The sequence below is a fragment of the Mycobacterium sp. UM_11 genome, from assembly GCF_001414075.1.
GTDB lineage: Bacteria > Actinomycetota > Actinomycetes > Mycobacteriales > Mycobacteriaceae > Mycobacterium.
The window spans coordinates 1-19,442 of sequence record NZ_LATC01000089.1 but is presented as its reverse complement, the minus strand read 5'-3'; the positions used below and the strand labels follow the sequence as shown (position 1 = coordinate 19,442).

18 protein-coding genes and 1 tRNA gene are annotated in these 19,442 nt (G+C 67.6%); 9 read left to right on the top strand and 10 right to left on the bottom strand.

What is annotated here, in order from left to right; genetic code table 11:
* The coding region (locus WU80_RS19310; RefSeq protein ID WP_055405812.1) for a fumarylacetoacetate hydrolase family protein at nt 1-1,345 on the bottom strand (1,345 nt) is incomplete at its 3' end.
* On the bottom strand, nt 1,342-3,609 hold the full coding sequence (locus WU80_RS19305) for an ATP-dependent DNA ligase (RefSeq protein ID WP_055404762.1): 2,268 nt from the start codon (nt 3,607-3,609) through the stop codon (nt 1,342-1,344). The genes WU80_RS19305 and WU80_RS19310, both read right to left, overlap by 4 nt.
* Nucleotides 3,610-3,645: 36 nt before the next feature.
* Here WU80_RS19305 and WU80_RS19300 point away from each other — a divergent pair, with 36 nt between their 5' ends.
* Nucleotides 3,646-4,581, top strand: a complete 936-nt coding sequence (locus tag WU80_RS19300; protein ID WP_055404761.1) for a carbohydrate kinase — start codon at nt 3,646-3,648, stop codon at nt 4,579-4,581.
* A gap of 90 nt (nt 4,582-4,671) precedes the next feature.
* Nucleotides 4,672-5,580, top strand: a complete 909-nt coding sequence (locus WU80_RS19295) for a Ku protein (protein WP_055404766.1) — start codon at nt 4,672-4,674, stop codon at nt 5,578-5,580.
* Nucleotides 5,581-5,590: 10 nt separating this feature from the next.
* Here the strand turns inward: WU80_RS19295 and pstA are convergent, their stop codons facing one another.
* The 4 genes from pstA to pstS (WU80_RS19275) all read right to left on the bottom strand — a co-directional run bounded on the left by pstA (nt 5,591) and on the right by pstS (WU80_RS19275) (nt 9,904).
* Nucleotides 5,591-6,493, bottom strand: a complete 903-nt coding sequence (gene pstA, locus WU80_RS19290) for a phosphate ABC transporter permease PstA (protein ID WP_055404760.1) — start codon at nt 6,491-6,493, stop codon at nt 5,591-5,593.
* Nucleotides 6,490-7,488, bottom strand: a complete 999-nt coding sequence (gene pstC / locus WU80_RS19285; RefSeq protein WP_055404759.1) for a phosphate ABC transporter permease subunit PstC — start codon at nt 7,486-7,488, stop codon at nt 6,490-6,492. Before pstC ends, pstA begins: the two co-directional genes overlap by 4 nt.
* A 6-nt stretch (nt 7,489-7,494) precedes the next feature.
* Complete coding sequence (gene pstS / locus WU80_RS19280; protein ID WP_055404758.1) at nt 7,495-8,607, bottom strand: phosphate ABC transporter substrate-binding protein PstS; 1,113 nt, start codon at nt 8,605-8,607, stop codon at nt 7,495-7,497.
* Nucleotides 8,608-8,791: 184 nt separating this feature from the next.
* Nucleotides 8,792-9,904, bottom strand: a complete 1,113-nt coding sequence (pstS, locus tag WU80_RS19275) for a phosphate ABC transporter substrate-binding protein PstS (RefSeq protein WP_055404757.1) — start codon at nt 9,902-9,904, stop codon at nt 8,792-8,794.
* A 268-nt stretch (nt 9,905-10,172) separates the two neighbouring features.
* Here pstS (WU80_RS19275) and WU80_RS19270 point away from each other — a divergent pair, with 268 nt between their 5' ends.
* The 6 genes from WU80_RS19270 (at nt 10,173) to WU80_RS19245 (ending at nt 15,509) form a co-directional block, all read left to right on the top strand.
* Nucleotides 10,173-10,964 (top strand): SDR family oxidoreductase, encoded by a 792-nt coding sequence (locus WU80_RS19270; protein WP_055404756.1) that lies wholly within the window; start codon nt 10,173-10,175, stop codon nt 10,962-10,964.
* A 104-nt stretch (nt 10,965-11,068) separates the two neighbouring features.
* Nucleotides 11,069-12,145 (top strand): diacylglycerol kinase, encoded by a 1,077-nt coding sequence (locus WU80_RS19265; RefSeq protein ID WP_055404755.1) that lies wholly within the window; start codon nt 11,069-11,071, stop codon nt 12,143-12,145.
* Nucleotides 12,146-12,232: 87 nt separating this feature from the next.
* Nucleotides 12,233-13,489: an Nramp family divalent metal transporter gene (locus tag WU80_RS19260; RefSeq protein WP_369808550.1), complete on the top strand. Its 1,257-nt coding sequence runs from the start codon at nt 12,233-12,235 to the stop codon at nt 13,487-13,489.
* Nucleotides 13,490-14,545 carry a poly-gamma-glutamate hydrolase family protein gene (locus tag WU80_RS19255; protein WP_055404753.1) on the top strand — a complete coding sequence of 352 codons (1,056 nt, stop codon included), beginning with the start codon at nt 13,490-13,492 and terminating at the stop codon, nt 14,543-14,545.
* A gap of 23 nt (nt 14,546-14,568) precedes the next feature.
* Nucleotides 14,569-15,393 carry an LLM class F420-dependent oxidoreductase gene (locus tag WU80_RS19250; protein ID WP_082459949.1) on the top strand — a complete coding sequence of 275 codons (825 nt, stop codon included), beginning with the start codon at nt 14,569-14,571 and terminating at the stop codon, nt 15,391-15,393.
* Nucleotides 15,394-15,433: 40 nt separating this feature from the next.
* Nucleotides 15,434-15,509: transfer RNA gene (locus WU80_RS19245), tRNA-Arg, on the top strand.
* Between the two features lie 73 nt (nt 15,510-15,582).
* Here WU80_RS19245 and WU80_RS19240 read toward each other — a convergent pair.
* The 4 genes from WU80_RS19240 to WU80_RS19225 are packed head-to-tail and all read right to left on the bottom strand — an operon-like array spanning nt 15,583 to nt 18,912.
* A complete protein-coding gene (locus WU80_RS19240; protein ID WP_055404752.1) occupies nt 15,583-16,446 on the bottom strand; it encodes an NAD(P)-dependent oxidoreductase in 864 nt (287 codons plus the stop codon).
* 46 nt (nt 16,447-16,492) lie between these two features.
* The gene (locus WU80_RS19235) at nt 16,493-17,668 is read right to left on the bottom strand and encodes a thiolase family protein (protein WP_055404751.1); all 1,176 of its coding nucleotides are present in this window, start codon (nt 17,666-17,668) and stop codon (nt 16,493-16,495) included.
* Nucleotides 17,665-18,093, bottom strand: a complete 429-nt coding sequence (locus WU80_RS19230; RefSeq protein WP_055404750.1) for a Zn-ribbon domain-containing OB-fold protein — start codon at nt 18,091-18,093, stop codon at nt 17,665-17,667. The genes WU80_RS19235 and WU80_RS19230 overlap by 4 nt, the downstream gene beginning before the upstream one ends.
* 21 nt (nt 18,094-18,114) lie before the next feature.
* On the bottom strand, nt 18,115-18,912 hold the full coding sequence (locus WU80_RS19225) for an SDR family NAD(P)-dependent oxidoreductase (RefSeq protein ID WP_082459950.1): 798 nt from the start codon (nt 18,910-18,912) through the stop codon (nt 18,115-18,117).
* Between the two features lie 224 nt (nt 18,913-19,136).
* Between WU80_RS19225 and WU80_RS19220 the strand changes: the two genes are divergently transcribed.
* Nucleotides 19,137-19,442 (top strand): TetR/AcrR family transcriptional regulator (locus WU80_RS19220; protein WP_156371803.1); only part of this gene is annotated, 306 nt, incomplete at its 3' end.

Genomic DNA, 19,442 nt, shown 5'->3' with positions numbered 1-19,442 from the left:
ATGTGTATAAGAGACAGGCCATCGCCAGCATCTCGGGCGCCATGCCGTGCGCGATCTCCTCGGCCGTGCCCCGCGCAGCGATGATCCGCACCGACGCGTCGAGCAGTTGATTGCCATGGGTGTGGTCCCCGTTGGAGTGCGTGATCAGCGCGTCGGTGATGGGTGCCGTCGAGGTGAGATCTCGCATGGCGGTGAGCATTTCGCGGGTCAGCGCCAGGTCGAACAGGGTGTCGACGAGCAGCGACGCCCCATCGCCGGCGACCAGCCCGGCGTTGCTCCAGCCGTAGCCGCCGTCCGGCAGCGTCCAGGCCCACACCCGGTCGGCGACCAGGTGCAGGCCGCGGGTGTAGGGCACCTTCGCCGGCGCGCGGTTCACCCGGGGCGCGGCGGGCGCGGCGTCCGGGTTGGGCCGGGCCGCCAACGGGTGCGGCGCGCCGCTGGCGCGCACGGTCTGCCGGGTCTCGCCGAGTCCCTGGACTTGCAGGGTGACGACGTCACCGTCGTGCAGCCAGCCGGGGAACGCGTCCAGCGCCGACGGGTTCAGGTGCTCGACCAGCGTGCAAGTCGGCACGGTGCCCGACCCGATGACGTCACCGGGGGCGAGCGTCACGCCGCGCGAGGCGTAGGAGATGACTTCGCCGAAGCTCCAATCCATTTGGGCGGTCGAACCCGATCCGATCACGGCGCCGTTGACCAGGGCGGTGACCTGCAGATCCAACTTGCCGTTTCGTCGATACGGCTCGAGCTCGTCCGGCGTCACCAGGTACGGGCCCAGCGTGACGCCGCTGTCCTTGCCCTTGCCCTGGCCGATCCCCAGTTGGCTCTCCATTTGCTGCAGGTCCCGCGCCGACCAGTCGTTGAAGATGGTGTAGCCGATGATGGCCCGTTCGGCCTCGTCGACCGAAAGGTCCCGCCCGCCGGTGCCGATGACCGCGGCGATCTCCAATTCGAAGTCCTGCCACGCGCTTCCGGGCGCGGTCGGCGCGTCGTCGTAGGGGCCCAAAACGGTTGCGGGGCAAGCGAAGTAGAACGCCGGAATGCGATACCAGGTGTCGGCGAGCGTCCGCCCGGCGCCCAGCGCCGCCTGGCAGTTGCGCATGTGATCCAGAAAGCACAACGAGTCGCGGATGGACGGCGGGCGCGGGATCGGCGCCAGCAGCCGCACCTCATTCACGGGCACCGGCGCCGCGACGCGCAGCGCCTCCTCGCCCGCCGCGCGCAGGCCGTCGTCGCCGCGCCCGATCAGCTCGAGCAGCGTCACGCCCGCGGGCATGGCGTGGATGGCGTCACCGGAGAGCACACCGGTGCGTTCAACGCCGGCGTCGGCGTAGGTCACCCATTTCATTCGCGCACCACCTCACTCGGATCCTTGTCCGGCCGCAGCCCGCGCCAACTCGATTGGCGCAACCGGTCATCCGGGGTCCACTCGCTATAGCGCACCTCGCCCACCAGCACGGGCTCGACGTACGTCACGCCGCGGGCCTCGCTGCGGGGAAGGGGCGGGTCGAACGGGGATCGGTCGGTGTGCAGCGGCGCGAGGGTCTTCTTCAGGTTGGCCAGGTCGCGTTCGGTGAAGCCGGTCCCAACCCGCCCGGCGAAGTGCAGGCCCCCGTCGGTCGGGATGCCCATCAGCAGTGAGCCGATGCCACTGCTGCGCCCGCCCTCCCCGGCCTTCCACCCGCCGATCACGACTTCCTGGGTGTTCCAATGCTTGTCCTTGATCCACGACGCCGAGCGGCGGCCGGGCTGATAGGTGGAGTCGCGCTTCTTGGCGACCACGCCCTCCCAACCGTGCTGGCGGGAATGCTCCAGGGCCTGCTTGCCGTCGCCCGGCAACAACTCGGGGACGATGAGGCCCCCGCCACTGGCCAGCGTTTCCAACAGCTTTCGGCGGTCCTGGTAGCGCGCCCGCAGCAACGACCGGCCGTCCAGGTAAAGCAGGTCGAACGCCCAGAATTCCACCCGGCTCCCCCGCCCCCGGTTCTGCATCGCGTGAAAGCTCGGCACCCCGTGCGCGTCCAAGACGACGGCCTCGCCGTCGAGGACCACGTGGTGGTCGGCGAGATCGGCTGCCAGCGACCGCAATTGGGGATACTCGTTGGTCACCTCGCGGCCCCGCCGGGACCGTACCCGCAGGTCGCCGTGGTCGATCTCGACCAACAGCCGGTAACCGTCCCATTTGCCTTCGAAGGCCCATTGGCCCGCCTTGCGCGCCGCGATCGAGCCGTGGGTGGCGAGCATGGGCGCGATCCCGTCGAAGTCGAAGGCCTTCTGCTCCTTCATCCGGTGCGCCAGCCACTGGTTGCCGTTCGTTTGAATCAGCGCGTAGCGGCCGGAGACCTTGCTGCCGTGCAGGTTGACGATGACCTCGTCCTCCAGGAACTTCTCCGCCTCGTAGGTGCCGGCGTCCCAAATGATCACCTTCCCGGCGCCGTACTCCCCTTTGGGGATGTTGCCCTCGAAGGTGGCGTATTCCAGCGGATGATCCTCGGTGTGCACCGCCAGGTGGTTCACCGAGGTGGTTTCGGGCAGGTTCTTCGGCACCGCCCACGACACCAGCACGCCGTCACGTTCCAGCCGAAAGTCATAATGCAGCCGGCGGGCGTGGTGCTCCTGGATGACGAACGAATTGCCTTGTCCGGTAGTGGGTTTGGCCCGCGGAACCGGCTCCGGAGTTTTCGACGCGTCCCGCATGCTGCGGTACTTGCTCAGCCGGTCCGGGACGGCGACGTCCTGGTCGAGGGCCGCCAGCAGATCGCCGTCGCGCGCCACCCGCTCCAGCACCTCGTCGTAGCGCAGCTGGCGCAGCTCCGGATCGCCGATCTCCGCCCACGTGCGGGGCGCCGCGACCGTCGGATGTTCGCGTCCGCGCAACGAATACGGTGCGATGGTCGTCTTGGATCCGTTGTTCTGGCTCCAGTCGAGGAACACCTTTCCCGCCCGCAGGCTGCGGGTCATGGTCGACGTGACCAGCTTGGGCATCGACTGCTCCAGTTGCTGGGCAACCCGTTTCGCCAACACCGTGGCGCCCTTGCTGCTCACCGGCTCCGCCAGCGGCGCGTACAGGTGCAGGCCCTTGCTGCCGCTGGTGAGCGGGAACAGCGTCAACCCGATCCCGTCCATCAGATCGCGGACGGCGTGGGCCACCTCGCAAAGCTGCGCCATGGTCACGCCTTCGCCGGGGTCCAGGTCGAACACCAGGCGGGTGGCCGGGCCGGGCTTGAGCTCCTCGGCCTTGCTCCGCGTCCACTCGGCGACGAATCGCCACTGGGGCACGTGCACTTCCAGGGCGGCCTGTTGCGCGATCCAGGCCAACCCCTCCGGGGTGTCGATGATCGGATACGTCGTGGTGCCGGACCGGTGCGTCACGCTGGCGCGCGGCAGCCAGTCCGGCGCCGACGAGGCCAGTTGTTTTTCGAAAAACGAATCCTGCTCGACGCCGTTGGGCCAGCGCTTGCGGGTGGCCGGGCGCCCCGCGACGTGCGGGATCATCACCTCGGCGATCCGGGTGTAATAGTCGAAGACGTCGCGCTTCGTGGTACCGGTGGCGGGGTACAGCACCTTCTCGGCGTTGGTCAGCCGCACCAGGGGCGCCGCCGTCGCACTCATAGTGTCAACGTACGTCGTCTGGCGAGGGGTGAGGTTATGGCCCGCGGGCTGGTGATCGGCGAGGCGCTGATCGACAGGGTCGAAAACCTCGGTGACGCCGAGCGTGGAATCGCCGAGCATGTCGGCGGCAGCCCGCTCAACGTCGCGGTCGGGCTCGCCCGCCTCGGCCACGAAATCGACTTCTTGACCCACATCGCCGACGACGAAGCCGGGCGGCGCATCGCCGAACACCTCACATCCGCTGGCGTCCAGCTGGTTCCGGGAAGCACGTCGGCGCGCCGGACGCCGACCGCGCGCGCGACGATCGGTGAGGATGGCACGGCTACCTACACATTCGACCTGGATTGGCGGCTCGCCGGTACGCCCGAGGCCGCGCCGCCGCTGTTGGTGCACACCGGGTCCATCGCCGCCGTGCGCGAGCCCGGCTGCCTCGCCGTCGCGGCGCTGCTCGACGCCTACCACGTGTCGGCCACCGTGAGCTTCGATCCCAACGTGCGCCCGTCGCTGATCGCCGACCCGACGCTCGCCCGCGCGCGCATCGCGCACCTGGTGGAGCGCAGCGACATCGTCAAGGCCAGCGACGAGGACCTGAGGTGGGTCGACCCCGATCACCAACCGGAACGCACCGCGAGAAGCTGGCTGGCCTCGGGGCCGGCGATCGTCGTCGTGACGATGGGCGCCCGCGGGTCGTTGGCGTTCTGCGCGGCCGGCGAGGCGCGGGCGGCGGCCCGGCCGGTGCGGGTGGTTGACACCGTCGGCGCCGGCGACGCCTTCACGGTCGGCCTGATCGACGCGCTGTGGGGAATGGGAGTGTTGGGCGCCGACCGGCGAGCCGCCCTGCGCAACATTCCCGTCGACGCCCTGACGGCCGCGCTCGAGGCGGCCGGCCTGTCGTCGGCGCTGACCGTCGGCCGCGCCGGGGCGGACCTCCCCGATAGCGCCGCGCTGCGCGCCCAGGCAAACGGGCCCTAGCCCGCCGGCAGGCTTCGATGCGGTCACGAGCTGCGGCGCAACGGCCCCGCGTCCTGTTAGCCGGCGAACTGTATGGGCATACTGACTTACATGCGCTCCATCTGGAAGGGCTCGATCGCGTTCGGACTGGTCAACGTCCCGGTGAAGGTGTACAGCGCCACCCAGGACCACGACATCAAGTTCCATCAGGTGCACGCCAAGGACAACGGCCGCATCCGGTATCAGCGCGTGTGCGAGTTGGACGGCGAGGTCGTCGAATACCGCGACATCGCCCGCGCCTACGAATCCGACGACGGCCAGATGGTCATCATCACCGACGACGACATCGCCACCCTGCCCGAGGAGCGCAGCCGCGAGATCGAGGTGCTGGAGTTCGTGCCGGCCAGCGAAGTCGATCCGATGCTGTTCGACCGCAGCTACTTCCTGGAGCCCGATTCCAAGTCATCGAAATCCTATGTGCTGCTGGCCAAGACGCTCGCCGAGACGGATCGGATGGCGATCGTCCACTTCACGCTGCGCAACAAGACGCGGCTGGCGGCGTTGCGCGTCAAGGACTTCGGGAAGCGCGACGTGATGGTGGTGCACACCTTGCTGTGGCCCGACGAGATCCGCGACCCGGATTTCCCGGTGCTGGACAAGAAGGTCGAGATCAAGCCGGCCGAACTCAAGATGGCCGGTCAGGTCGTGGAGTCGATGGCCGAAGACTTCAACCCCGACCGCTACCACGACACCTACCAGGAGCAGCTGCAGGAGCTGGTCGACGCCAAACTCGAAGGCGGAGAGGCGTTTACCACCGAGGAGCAACCCAAGGAGCTGGACGAGACCGAGGACGTCTCGGACCTGCTGGCCAAGCTGGAGGCCAGCGTCAAGGCGCGCTCCGGTGGCGCAAAAGCTCCGGCCAAGAAGGCGCCGGCCAAGAAAACGGCCGCGAAGAAGACCGCCGCCAAGAAGACCGCGGCGAAGAAGGCACCGGCCAAAAAGGCCGCTTCGAAGTCCTGACCCCGCGCGCTCAGCGGCGTCGGGTCGCCAGGAACCGGGTCGCCGCAGCGATCAGGTTGATCACCGCGACGATGATGATCAGGCTCAGCGCCGCACCCCAGATGCGCAGGAAACCGGCGTGTTCGGGGTTGGTGAGCTCGGTGTAGATCAGCAGCGGCAGGGAGGCCATGTTGCCGTGGAAGATGTCGACGTTGATCGACCGGCTGTATCCGACCAGCACCAGCACCGGGGCGGTCTCGCCGACGACCCGGGCGACCGACAACAAGACCCCGGAGACGATGCCGGGCATGGCGATCGGGAACACGATCCGCATGATGGTCTTCCATTTGGGCACGCCCAGCGCGTAGCTGGCTTCCCGCAGATCGTCGGGCACCAGCCGCAGCATCTCCTCGGCGGACCGCACCACCACGGGCAGCATCAGCAGCACCAGCGCCAGCGACACCGCGAACGAGCTCTGCTGGAATCCCAGGGTGGCGATCCAGAGGCTGAAGATGAACAGCGCCGCCACGATGGAGGGCACCCCGGCGAGCACGTCGACCATGAAGGTCGTCAGCCGCACCAGCCGCCCGGAACCGTATTCCACCAGGAAGACGGCCGTCATCAGCCCGAGCGGCACGGACAGCAGGGCGGCCACCCCGGCCTGCACCACGGTTCCGTACAGCGCGTGATAGATGCCGCCGGCGAACTGCTCCGGTAGCACGCCGTGCAGCGAATGCGTCCACCAGCCGGTCCGGGTGACCGCATACCAGCCGCGGGCCACCACGACCGACAGCACCCAGACCAGCGGGACCAGCGCGATGAGGAAGGAGGCGACGAAGAAGACGGTGGCCGCGCTGTTGGTGATCCGGCGCCGGAAGCTCACCGGCCGGAACGCCTGGGTCTTGACCGGCCGGTCGAACACGCTGGCCGTCATCCGTTGACCTTCCCGCCGGCGATGGCCCGCGCCAGCGCGTTGACGACGAAGGTCAAGACGAACAGCGCGAATCCCGCGGCGATGTAGGCGCCGGTGGGCAGCGGTTCGCTGAATTCGGCTGCGGCGGAGGCGATCTTGGAGGCGAAGGTGTAGCCGCCGTCGAACAGCGACCAGTTTCCCGGGCGCGCGGCCGAGCGCAAGATGATCAGCACCGCCACCGTCTCGCCGAGCGCGCGGCCCAGCCCCAACATCGACGCGGCGATGACACCGCTGCGGCCGAACGGCAGCACGGTCATCCGCACCACCTCCCACTTGGTGGCGCCCAGCGCCTGCGCCGCTTCCATCTGGATGTGCGGGGTCTGACGGAACACCTCGCGGGACACCGAGGTGATGATCGGCAGGATCATCGCCGAAAGGACGATGCCCGCGGTGAAGATGGTTCCGCCGCCGGCCAGCGACACGTTGCCCTGCCTGAACAGGAACAACCAGCCCAGGTTGCGGTTGAGGAACGCCGCGACGGGCTCGATCTTGGGCGCCAGCACGAAGATGCCCCACAACCCGAAGATGATCGAGGGCACCGCGGCCAGCAGGTCGACGACGGCGCCGAACGGGCGGGCCAGCCGCTTGGGCGCGTACTGGGTGAGGAACACCGCGATCCCGACCGCCACCGGCACCGCGAGCACCAGGGCGGTCAGCGAGCTCAGCACCGTGACCATCAACAGATCGCGGATGCCGAAGGCGAGCTTCGCCGCGTCGGAGGTGCTGAACTGTGCGCTGGTGAAGAAGTTCGCGTGGTTGACCCGCAACGACGGAACGGCACGAATCAGCAGAAACACCGCGATCAGCAGGATCGCGACCACGATCGTCGACCCGGCGGCGGCGGCCGTCAGCTTGAAGAGCCGGTCCCCCCGCCGAGCGGAGGGCGCGCCCAGCGCCTTGAGCCCGGGTTTTTTCGGGGTCGACGGGCTGGCTACCGCTCCTCGGGTCACTACCACCTCAAATCACGTGATGGCGTTAATAGCGGCCGACAGTCTCGACTTGAACGAGTCGGGAATGGGAATGTACCCGTTGTCGGCCAGGCCACTCTGCCCCGCACCGATCGTACTTTGCAGGAACGCCTTCACGGCGGTGCCGACCTGTGAATCGGGATACTTCGAGCAGACGATCTCGTACGTCGCCAGCACGATCGGGTAGGACCCGGCTTGGGTCGGCTTGTAGAAGGACAGCGTGTCGAGCACCAGGTCGTTGCCCTGGCCGCTGATCTTGGCCCCGGAGATGGTCTTGCCGACCGAGTCGGAGCTGATCGCGACGGCGTCCGGGCCGGCCGACGTGACGACCTTGGCCATGCTCAATTTCTGCGCCTGGGCGAACGACCACTCGTTGTAGGTGATCGACCCCTCGGTGGCCTTGATCGCCGCCGACGTGCCGTCGTTGCCCTTGGCGCCCTCGCCGACGCCGCCCTTGAACGTCTTGCCGGCGCCCTTACCCCACGCGCCGTCGGAGGCCGCGTCCAGGTACTTCTGGAAGTTGTCCGTGGTGCCGGACTCGTCGTTGCGGAACACCACGTGAATCGGTTCGGCGGGCAGCGTGACGCCGGGGTTCAGCGCCGCGATGGCCGGATCGTTCCAGGTCGTGATCGCGCCGTTGAAGATCTTCGCCGCCGTGGGACCGTCGAGACTCAGCGAGCTCAGCCCCTTGACGTTGTAGGTGATGGCGATCGGGCCGAACACCACCGGCAGGTTCCACGCCGGCGAGCCGCAGCGCTGCTGCGCCGCGGCGTATTCCTTCGCGGCGAGCGGCGAATCGGAACCACCGAAATCGGTTTGGTTGCCGTTGAATTCGCTGATTCCGGCACCCGAGCCGTTGGCCGTGTAGTTCAGCGTCTGGCCGGAGCAGGCCTGTTCGAAGGCGTTGACGAACCGCGTCATGGCGTTGGCCTGCGCGGTCGACCCGCTGGCCTTCAGCGTCTTCTTCCCGCCGCAGCTGACCTTGCCAGACGAGCCACTCGTCGCACCGCTCTCGCCCGTGGCGTTCTTGTCACTTCCGCACCCCGACAACACCAGCGCGCCGGCGGTCACGACGCTCAGCGCGGCACCGAATCGGTTGAGTATCAAGTCACTTCCTAACGGTAGGGAGGAAACAGGTGTGCCGACGTCCTGATGGCAATCGAGCGTCGACCGGCGTCTCTCGCAGCAAGGAAGCTAACAGCAAGAAGGTTAACGTTGGGCAAATTGCTGTCGGCTGATTGTCGCTGGCCAAGGCGGCTTGAGGGAGCCCCGCACGCCCGCGCGAGGGTGCTCACGAAATGGCGTCGATCGCCACCGACAGCCGGGACTTGAACGACTGCGGGACGGGAACGTAACCGTTGTTCGTCAAGCCGTCCTGACCGGCACCGACGGTGCTCTGCAGGAACGCCTTTACGGCCGTGGCGACCTGCGGGTCGGGATATTTCGAGCAGACGATCTCATACGTCGCGAGCACGATGGGGTAGGAGCCGGGCTGGGTCGGCTTGTAGAAGGAGAAGGTGTCGACGACCAGGTCGTTTCCCTCCTCGGTGAAGTCGGCGCCGGCGATCGTCTTGCCGACCGAGTCGGCGCTGATGGCCACGGCGTCCGGCCCGGCCGAGGTGACGACCTTGGCCATGTCGAGCTTTTGCGCCTGGGCGAACGACCACTCGACATAGGTGATCGAGCCCTCGGTGGCCTTGACCGCCGCGGACGCGCCGTCGTTGCCTCTGACCCCTTCACCGACGCCGCCGTTGAACGTCTTTCCGGTGCCCTTGTCCCAGACGCCGTTGGCGGCCGAGTCCAGGTACTTCTGGAAATTGTCGGTGGTGCCGGACTGGTCGTTGCGGAAGATCACCCGGATCGGCTCGGCGGGAAACGCGACGCCCGGGTTCAACGCCGCAATGGCCGGATCGTTCCACGCGGTGACCGCGCCTTTGAACATTCGCGCGGCCGTGGGGCCGTCCAGGTTCAGCGACGCGACGCCGGCAACGTGGAAGGCGATCGCGATCGGGCCGAACACCACCGGCAAATTCCAGGCCGGCGAACCACAGCGCTGCCGGGCCGCGAAGTATTCGATGGACGCGAGCGGCGAGTCGGATCCCGCGAAATCCGTTTGATTTCCCGTGAATTCGCCGATACCCGCGCCCGACCCGTTCGGCGTGTAGTTCAGCGTCTGGCCGGGGCAGGCCTGCTCGAAGGCCCTGATGAAGCGGGTCATCGCGTTGGCCTGGGCGGTCGAACCGCTCGCCTTCAGCGACTTCGCCCCGCCACAGCTCACCTTGCTGGTCGACGTGCCCGGCCCGCCGCGGTCTCCGGCCCCGTTCTCGTTACTTCCGCAGCCCGACAACGCCAGGGCAACAACGGTCGCGACGCCCAGCGTCGCTCGAAATCGCTTCAGCCGCAATATGATTCCCGACGGGAGAATTCAACCATGATCGCCACCATTCGCTAGCCGCCGCGCGCCGGCAAACTTTTCAGCACTAAGGCTAACGCCGCGCGAATGATCTCGCAGTGGACGCGAAAGGCGGCCGGACCGTCCGGCGGCCGATGGGCAGGGGGCGTTACATCGCCCCGCCGATGTGCAAAAGTAGAACCTGTTCCAGAAATGCCGCATCCGAGACGGCCGGGCTTGCTACCGTGTCGGCTGACAACTTGGGCGAAGAGAGGCCGCAATGATCCTTGACAGATTTCGTCTCGACGACAAAGTCGCCGTCATCACCGGTGCCGGCCGCGGCCTCGGGGCGGCCATGGCGGTGGCTTTCGCCGAGGCGGGCGCCGATGTGCTGATCGCCTCGCGCACGGAATCGCAACTAGAAGCCGTCGCCGATGAGGTCCGCGCCGCCGGCCGCCGAGCGCACATCGTCGCCGCCGACCTGGCCCACCCGGAGGCGACCGCCGAGCTGGCCGGCCAGGCCGTCGAGGCCTTCGGAAAACTAGACATCGTCGTCAACAACGTCGGCGGCACCATGCCCAACACGCTGCTGACCACCTCGACCAAAGACCTCAAGGACGCGTTCACCTTCAACGTCGCCACCGCCCACGCGCTCACCATCGCGGCGGTGCCCCTGATGCTGGAGCACTCCGGCGGCGGCAGCATCATCAACATCACCTCGACCATGGGCCGGCTGGCCGGACGGGGTTTCGCCGCCTACGCCACCGCCAAGGCAGCGCTGGCGCACTACACCCGGTCGGCCGCGCTGGACCTGTGCCCGCGCATCCGCGTCAACGCGATCGCGCCAGGGTCGATCCTGACCTCCGCGCTGGATGTGGTCGCGTCCAACGACGAACTGCGCGCACCGATGGAAAAGGCGACCCCGCTGCGCCGCCTCGGCGATCCCGTCGACATCGCCGCCGCCGCAGTCTATTTGGCGTCACCGGCGGGCAGCTTCCTGACCGGCAAGACGCTCGAGGTCGACGGCGGCCTCACCTACCCCAACCTCGACATCCCCGTCCCGGACCTGTGACCCCTTGACGCGCGAGCAGACGCAAACTCGCCTGCGCGCCCCCCAGTTCATGCGATTTTGCGTCTGCTCGCGGTCGTGAACCAACCACCCCGAAGGAGCCCGTCATGCCCATCCCCGTCGTCCAGTTGGGCACCGGCAATGTCGGCGTCCACGCGCTGCGGGCGCTCATCACCAACCCCGAGTTCGAGCTCAGAGGCGTCTGGGTGTCATCGGAGGCCAAGGCCGGCAAGGACGCGGCTGAGCTTGCCGGACTTGACGATTCGACCGGCGTGCTGGCCAGCGCCGACCTGGACGCCGTGCTGGCCACCGGCCCGCAGTGCGCCGTCTACAACGCGCTGGCCGACAACCGGTTGCCCGAGGCGCTGGAGGATTACCGGCGCGTCCTGGCCGCCGGGATCAACATCGTCGGCAGCGGTCCGGTCTTTCTGCAGTACCCGTGGGAGGTGATCCCCGAGGAGCTCATCAAGCCCATCGAAGACGCCGCGCGCGAAGGGAATTCGAGCGTATACGTCAACGGGATCGATCCCGGCTTCGCCAACGACCTGCTGCCGATGGCTCTCGCCGGCACCTGTCAGAACATCCAGCAGATCCGCTGCATGGAGATCGTCGACTACGCCACCTACGACAGCGCGGCCGTCATGTTCGACGTGATGGGCTTCGGGAAGCCGCTCGACGAGATACCCATGCTGCTGCAGCCCGGCGTGCTCAGCCTGGCGTGGGGATCGGTGGTGCGGCAACTGGCGGCGGGCCTGGGTCTATCCCTCGACTCGGTCGCGCAGGAGTACGTGCGCGTGCCGGCGCCCGAGGACTTCGACATCGCGTCGGGGCACATCCCCAAGGGCAGCGCCGCCGCGCTGCGGTTCGAGGTGTTCGGCATGGTCGACGGCGACCCCGTCGTGGTTCTCGAGCACGTCACCCGGCTGCGCGAGGACCTGTGCCCGGATTGGCCGCAGCCCGCCCAGCACGGCGGCTCCTACCGGATCGAGATCACCGGCGAACCGTCGTACGCCATGGACGTCTGCCTGAGCAGCCGCAAGGGCGACCACAACCACGCCGGGCTGGTCGCTACCGCGATGCGGGTAGTCAACGCGATCCCCGCCGTGGTGGCCGCCCCGCCGGGAATCGTGACCACGCTGGACCTCCCCCTGATCACCGGCAAGGGGCTCTACCTGCCCGGTTGACTGGCGCACCCACGGCCGAGGCTTATTCGGCCGAATGACGGGTAGCCCTCCGGTGAACCCGTAGTGTTCGGCTAACCTCACTTTTCTATTCGGCCGAAGGAATCGAGGGGCGACACGTTGACGCGGAGCAGCCAGGACTCGCTCAAAAGCAGTTGGTATCTGCTCGGGCCCGCCTTCGTCGCCGCGATCGCCTACGTCGACCCGGGCAACGTCGCGGCCAACGTCAGTTCGGGCGCGCAGTTCGGGTACCTGCTGCTGTGGGTCATCGTGGTGGCCAACGCGCTGGCCGGGCTGGTGCAGTACCTGTCCGCCAAACTCGGTCTGGTGACCGGGCGCTCGCTGCCCGCGGCCATCGGCAAGCGGATGGGGCGTCCGGTGCGGCTGGTGTACTGGGTTCAGGCCGAACTCGTGGCGATCGCCACCGATATGGCCGAAATCGTCGGCGGCGCAATCGCTTTGCGCATCCTGTTCGATTTGCCGCTGCTGCTCGGCGGGATCATCACCGGGCTGGTATCCCTGCTGCTGCTGGCCATCCAGGACCGGCGCGGGCAAATCATCTTCGAGCGCGTCATCACCGGGCTGCTGCTCGTCATCGCCGTCGGGTTCGCGGCCAGCTTCTTCGTGAAGACGCCGCCGCCCGACGCCGTGCTCGGCGGGCTGGTGCCGCGATTCCAGGGCACCGAAAGCGTGCTGCTCGCCGCCGCCATCCTGGGCGCCACCGTCATGCCGCACGCGGTGTACATGCATTCCGGGCTGGTCCTGGACCGGCACGGGCATCCCGCCGAGGGCTCGCATCGACGCCTGCTGCTGCGGGTCACCCGACTGGACGTGGTGCTCGCCATGGCCGTCGCGGGAACGGTGAACGCCGCGATGCTGCTGGTCGCCGCGATCAACCTGCAGCACCGCGACGTCAGCGCCTCCATCGAGGGCGCCTACTCGGCGATCCACAACACGCTGGGCGCGACGATCGCGGTGCTGTTCGCGGTCGGACTGCTGGCGTCGGGGCTGGCATCGTCCTCGGTGGGCGCCTACGCCGGCGCCATGATCATGCAGGGGTTGCTGCACCGCAAGATTCCGATGCTCGTCCGCCGCTTGGTCACGGTGTGCCCCGCCCTGGTGATCTTGGCGTTCGGGTTCGACCCCACCCGCGCGCTGGTGCTGTCCCAGGTCGTGCTGTCGTTCGGCATACCGTTCGCGGTGCTGCCCTTGGTGAAGCTGACCAGCGACCGCGAGCTGATGGGTGAGGACACGAATCACCCCGTCACGACGGTTATCGGTTGGGGCGTCGGCGTAATGATTAGTCTGCTTAACATGGTGCTCATCTGGCTGACGGTGACCGGCTGAATGCCGGCCCGCCGGCACGCCTACTTCGCATACGGGTCGAACCTGTGCGTCAGGCAGATGGCGCTGCGGTGTCCCGACGCCGCCGATCCGCGACCGGCGGTGCTGTCCGATCACGATTGGCTGATCAACCAGCGGGGTGTGGCCACGGTCGAGCCGTGCGCCGGCAACCAGGTGCACGGCGTGGTCTGGCAGATCTCCGACGGCGACCTGGCGACGCTGGACAGCGCCGAGGGCGTGCCGGTGCGCTACCGCCGCGACCGGCTGACCGTGCACACCGACGACGGGCCAGCCCCGGCCTGGGTCTACATCGACCACCGGGTGACGCCGGGTCCGCCGCGGCCGGGTTACCTGCCGAAGATCATCGACGGCGCGGTTCAGCACGGGTTGCCGCAACGCTGGATCGACTTCCTGCGGCGCTGGGATCCCTCCCGCTGGCCGCGCCGGGTGTCGTCGTCCGGGCCTGCGCCGCAATCGCTTTCGGCGTTGCTGGCCGAACCCGGAGTGACCGAGTCCAGCCAATTGCGGTCGCGGTTCGGCTTTCTCGCCATTCACGGCGGCGGGCTGGAAGAGATGACCGACGTGATCGCCGAGCGCGCCGCCGACGCCGCCGGCGCGTCGGTGTACGTACTGCGCCACCCCGATCGTTACCCGCACCACCTGGCGTCGGCGTTGTTCGACCCGGCCGAGTCGCCCCGGCTCGCCGAATTCCTCGACCATGTCGACGTCGCGGTGTCGCTGCACGGCTACGGCCGCATCGGCCGCAGCACGCAACTGCTGGCCGGTGGCCGCAACCGCGCACTGGCCGCGCACCTGGCCCGCCACATCCAGTTGACCGGCTATCAGGTGGTCACCGATCTCGAAGACATCCCGCCGGAGTTGCGGGGCCTGCATCCGGGCAACCCGGTGAACCGTGTGCGCGGCGGCGGGACACAGCTGGAGCTCTCCCCGCGGGTGCGCGGGATCAGCCCGCGCAGCCCGCTGCCCGGGTCCGACGGCCTGTCGCCGGTCACCAGTGCCCTGGTGCACGGATTGGCCGAAGCGGCGCGTAGTTGGTAATTGTCCCCATTGGTTGAACGGAGTTGTTGGTGGCCAAGGATATTCGCTTCGGAATGAGCATGCGCTTCATCAAGTCGCGCGAGGCATTCGTCGAGAAGGTGAAGCGTGCCGAAGACGTCGGATTCGACATTCTCTGTGTGCCGGACCATTTGGGCGCGGCCTCCCCGATCGCCGCGCTGACCGCGGCCGCCATGGTCACCGACAAGCTCAAGCTGAGCATGTATGTCCTCAACGCCGCCTTCTACAAGCCGGCCCTGCTCAGCCGCGACCTCGGCGACCTGGACAAGCTCAGTGACGGCCGCCTCGAGATCGGGCTCGGCACCGGATACGTGAAGGAAGAGTTCGATGCCGCCGAGCTCCCCTACCCCAGCGCCGGCGCCCGGGTCGACTACCTCAAGCACATGACGAAATACCTGAAGGAACATCACCCGAAGACGCCGATCCTCATCGCCGGCAACGGCGACCGGGTGCTGACCATCGCCGCCCGTCACGCCGACATCATCGGGCTGACCGGTTCACGGGTGAAGGAGGCCGACGACCCGCTGACCGAGCGCGTCGAGTTCGTCCGCAACGCCGCGGGCGACCGGTTCGACTCGCTGGAGTTGAACCTCGCGATCACCGCTCTGCCGGCCGAGGGTGAGACCATGCCCGACCTGAGGATGACCCGGCAATACGCCCCGGGACTGTCCGACGAGGAGTTGCTCGAGCAGACCTCGGTGCTCAGCGGGACGCCGCGTGAGATGGCCGACAGGTTGAACTTCTACCGCGAGAAGTACGGGGTCACGTCCGTCACCGTGCAGGACAACCACATCAAGAACTTCGCGAAGGTCATCGCGGAACTGCGCTGACCCGTCGCACCAACGGTCTCCCGGTAAGCTCAGGCGGTCCGCCCTCGTAGCTCAGGGGATAGAGCACGGCTCTCCTAAAGCCGGTGTCGCAGGTTCGAATCCTGCCGGGGGCACCAGAGTTGTCGCAGCTCAGAGCCTATTTCAGTTGGCACATCGGTCGGGCACGCGGATGTCCGCGATGCTTCCCGATCAACCAGATTCGGTCGCGGCGTGGGGAACGCCCAGCCCCTCGGCAAGATTCTGCAGAGCGATCTGCGCCAGCGGCAGGTCCACTCCCACTTCCCCGCCAAGGCCCAGCGCCAGGCCGAGATCCTTTTCTCCCAGTTCCCTGGTGTGCAGGAAGGGTTGGTAGAGGAAGTGGTCCGGGGCGAGCGGCTTGCTCATGTCGTCGCGGAACATCATCGCTCCGGTGCCGCCGCTGTGCGCATCGGTGTGGCGCACGACCCGGCTGAAGGCTTGCACATCGAGACCCGCCCGCTCGGCGAGCTTCATTGCTTCACAGGCGGCCGCAAAGGACGTGAAAGTCAACATGTTGCGCGCCAGCTTCATCCGGGTCCCCGCGCCGGGTTCTCCGGCGTGAACCACCATAGACGCCCACTGCTTGAACGCCGGCTTGACGCTCTCGTAGACCTGGCGTTCGGCACCCACCATGACAGCCAGATCACCCGTCTTGACCGCTTCCACGCCACCGCTGACCGGTGCATCGATGACGTGAATGCCGTTGGGCTCCAGCTCTGCGGCCAGTTCGACCGCGGTCCGGTGGTCGATCGTCGAGTGGATCGCGATGACGGTCCCGCGCTTGGCCCGCGGGGCGAGCCGCGCCACCACGTCGCGCACCTGCTCGTCGTTGAGCACCATCACACTGATGATGTCGGCGACGGCCACCTCGGCCACGTCGTCGGCCACCTGCACACCGGCGTCGGCGAACGACGTTGTGGCATCGGGCCGGACGTCGAAGACGATCAGGCCACCGGGCCAGTCGACCAACCGCTTGGCCATCGGCGCGCCCAGATTGCCCAGCCCGATGAAGCCCACCTTCGAATCTTCGGCCACGGGTATCCTCCTCGGAGTCGCGTGATCATTGTGCACGACGGCATGCTCACGCCCGCCGCAGCAGCATTGCGGTGGTGCCGCTGTTGGCCGCCCCCACCCCAACCGCGGCGAGCGACGCACCGTCGACCTGTCGCGCGGCGGCCTCGCCACGGATCTGCAGGCACGCCTCATGGAGATGCCCGAAGCCGTGCAGACGTCCTCCGGATAGCTGCCCCCCGGCGGTGTTGATGGGTAAGTGCCCGCCCAGCGAGATGCGCCCCGGATCGGCGACCCACGCGCCGGATTCGCCGACCGGGCAGAAGCCGAAGTCCTCCAGCCAGCAGAGGACGAAGACGCTGAACCCGTCGTACAAGGACGCCACGTCGACATCGGCGATCGTGAAATCGGTGCGCTCCCAGATCGTGGACCAGCGCGAACTGATGCGGGTGATGTCTTCCCCGCCCTCCCAGGTGAACCGGTCGTGGTGGGCGCAGTCGAGGGCCTCGACGGCCACGGCCGGGTGATCCAGCGCGGCGACGTGCTCGGCGCGGGAGACGACGAACGCGGTCGCCCCGTCACAGGCGATGTCGCAGTCGAACATGCACAATGGGTCGGACACCATGCGCGCGCTCAAATACGCGTCCAGGTCGAGCGGCTCGCGATAGATCGCCGTGGGGTTGCGCGCGGCGTGGGCTCGCTGCGTGATCGCTATCGATGCGAGCTGCTCCCGCGTCAGGCCGTATCGCAACATCCGCGCGCGGATCTGGAGCGCGGCCAGGTTGGCCGCCGTCACACCAAATGGCATCTGCCAGCCCAGCATTCCGGCGGGACGCCCGCCGCCCGACCCGTAGCCCTTGCGCCGGCCGGCGCCCTGAGCGGTGCCTTCCCAGATGCTGCGCCAACACAAGACGTGGTTGGCAAGCCCGCCGGCCACGGCGAGCATCGCATCCACCACCGCGCCCAGCTGCCCCGGGGATTCCACTCCCCCGGCGACCCAGTTCGGCTGGATTCCCAGCGCGTCGTGGATGTCCCGCAGCGACGCCCCGGAGAACCCGAGGCCCGGTTGCGACGACCCGGGATAGGTTGTGAGCCCGTCGATGTCGGCCAGCGACAGACCCGCGTCGGCAACCGCTGCCAGACACGCCTCGGCGGTCAGCTCCAGCGGATCACGCCCCAACCGGCGGCCGATTGCCGACTGACCGATGCCGCTGATGATCGCCCGGTCGGTTACCGCGCTCTTCACCAGCGCTCCGGCTCGAACAATGGAATGAACACCTCGTCTTCGCCGTCTACGCATCGGTCGAACACGACCCGCACGGGCATGTCCGGGGTGACCTCGTCGGGATGAACGTTCACCAGGTTGGTCAACAGGCGGGCCCGCCTGTCCTCGACCGGAGTGACGAATGCGATCAGGTAGGGCGGCGTGAAACCCGGAAACCATTGGTGCCGATTCACCGTCCAGGATTCGAGGAACCCGCGGCCGCTGAGGTCGACATACTCGATGGCCGCGCGGTCAACGGGGCATCGCAGCGCGGGCGGGTGACACAGCCGCCCGCAGTTGGTGCAACGTTGCATGCGCAGCACCCCGTCGGCGCCGGCGGTCCAGAAGGGCCGACTCAGTGCGGTCAGCGCCGGAACCGGCCGATGAGCGTCTGGCAAGGGAGTCATGCGTTGTGATCGATTCGACTGCTAGCCAAACACTCCCGGCGATTGCGAATAATCTACCGTCGACAGTTCGGTCATGCCCCCATCGACGTGGAGCACCGTGCCGGTCACGAATGCCGCGCCGTCCCCCGCCAGGAAGGCCACGGCGGGCGCGATCTCCACGGGGCTGGCGCCGCGCTTCATGGGCGAGGCCGCGGCGGTCCGCGTGTAGTTGTCCCACTCGGTGCCGATCAACTTCTCCTGGGCCTCCGTGAGGGCGAACGGGCAGACCGCGTTGACCCGGATGCGATGGCGAGCCCACTCGTTGGCGGCCACCTTGGTCAGCGCCGCCACCGCGCCCTTCGCCGCCGAGTAGGGAGCGGTGTAGGCGATGCCGGCGAGGGCGGAGCCCGACACGAAGTTGATCACCGACGCCCGCCCCGACTCGCGGAGGAACGGAAAGCAGAGTTGCATGAACCGGAATGTCGCCTTGGGCCCCGTGGCCTCGGACAGCTCCCAATCCTTATCGGTGACCAATTCCAGAGCCTTTGGCATCGCGAAGAACTGCGCCGCGTTGACCAAGACGTCGATGCGGCCGCCCCCGGTTTCCGCCGCCTCCTGGACGGCGGCTTCAATGGCATCGCGGTGGGCGACGTTGGCCCTGATGAAGGCGGCCCGCCCGGAATTGCCACGTATGCGCTCGACGCGCTCGAGGCCCTTCTCCCCGTTCAGATCGACGATCGAAACGTGAGCGCCCAGGCTGGCCAACTCCTCGGCGATGGCCCCTCCCAACCCCTGAGCCCCGCCGGTAACCAGCGCGTATCTGTCCTCCAGACGAGACAAGACCACTCCTTGCTGCGATGTAACAATAGAACACCAACCGTTCAATCATCCAATAATTGCAGACCGCCGCCGCCGCTGCCTAGTGGGCTTGCACTCATGCGGCTGGACGGGCACACACAGGGACACGGCCGTACTAGCAGGCCGGTGCGGGCTCCCGAGCGCAACGGCGCACCTCGCGTAGCATGAACTGCTGAAACCACTGCCCTCGGCCACGTAGGAGTGAGATGTTGACTGATCCGGTCACCAGCGAATCGGCGGTCGGCGCCGAGGTCGACCGCCGTGACCAGATCCTCGACGCGGCAAACGAATGCTTTGCTCAGCTGGGCATCCAGCGCACGAGTGTGCAGGACGTGGCGCGCATGGCGAAGGTCTCGCGAGGCACCATCTATCGATACTTCGTCGATCGCGATGTCCTCATCCAAGCCGCCATCGAGCATGGCGCACAAGGCTTCTACCGCGAAGTCGCCGCGGCGATGGCCAAGAAATCAACGCTGGCCGAGCAACTGGGTGCCTGTCTCTTATACACATCT

Coding starts and splice junctions, on each gene's coding strand:
- WU80_RS19305 (WP_055404762.1), bottom strand. CDS start 3,609: ATGAGTGCGACGGCGGCGCCCCTGGTGCGGCTGACCAACGCCGAGAAG.
- WU80_RS19300 (WP_055404761.1), top strand. CDS start 3,646: ATGGCCCGCGGGCTGGTGATCGGCGAGGCGCTGATCGACAGGGTCGAA.
- WU80_RS19295 (WP_055404766.1), top strand. CDS start 4,672: ATGCGCTCCATCTGGAAGGGCTCGATCGCGTTCGGACTGGTCAACGTC.
- pstA (WP_055404760.1), bottom strand. CDS start 6,493: ATGACGGCCAGCGTGTTCGACCGGCCGGTCAAGACCCAGGCGTTCCGG.
- WU80_RS19270 (WP_055404756.1), top strand. CDS start 10,173: ATGATCCTTGACAGATTTCGTCTCGACGACAAAGTCGCCGTCATCACC.
- WU80_RS19265 (WP_055404755.1), top strand. CDS start 11,069: ATGCCCATCCCCGTCGTCCAGTTGGGCACCGGCAATGTCGGCGTCCAC.
- WU80_RS19255 (WP_055404753.1), top strand. CDS start 13,490: ATGCCGGCCCGCCGGCACGCCTACTTCGCATACGGGTCGAACCTGTGC.
- WU80_RS19230 (WP_055404750.1), bottom strand. CDS start 18,093: ATGACTCCCTTGCCAGACGCTCATCGGCCGGTTCCGGCGCTGACCGCA.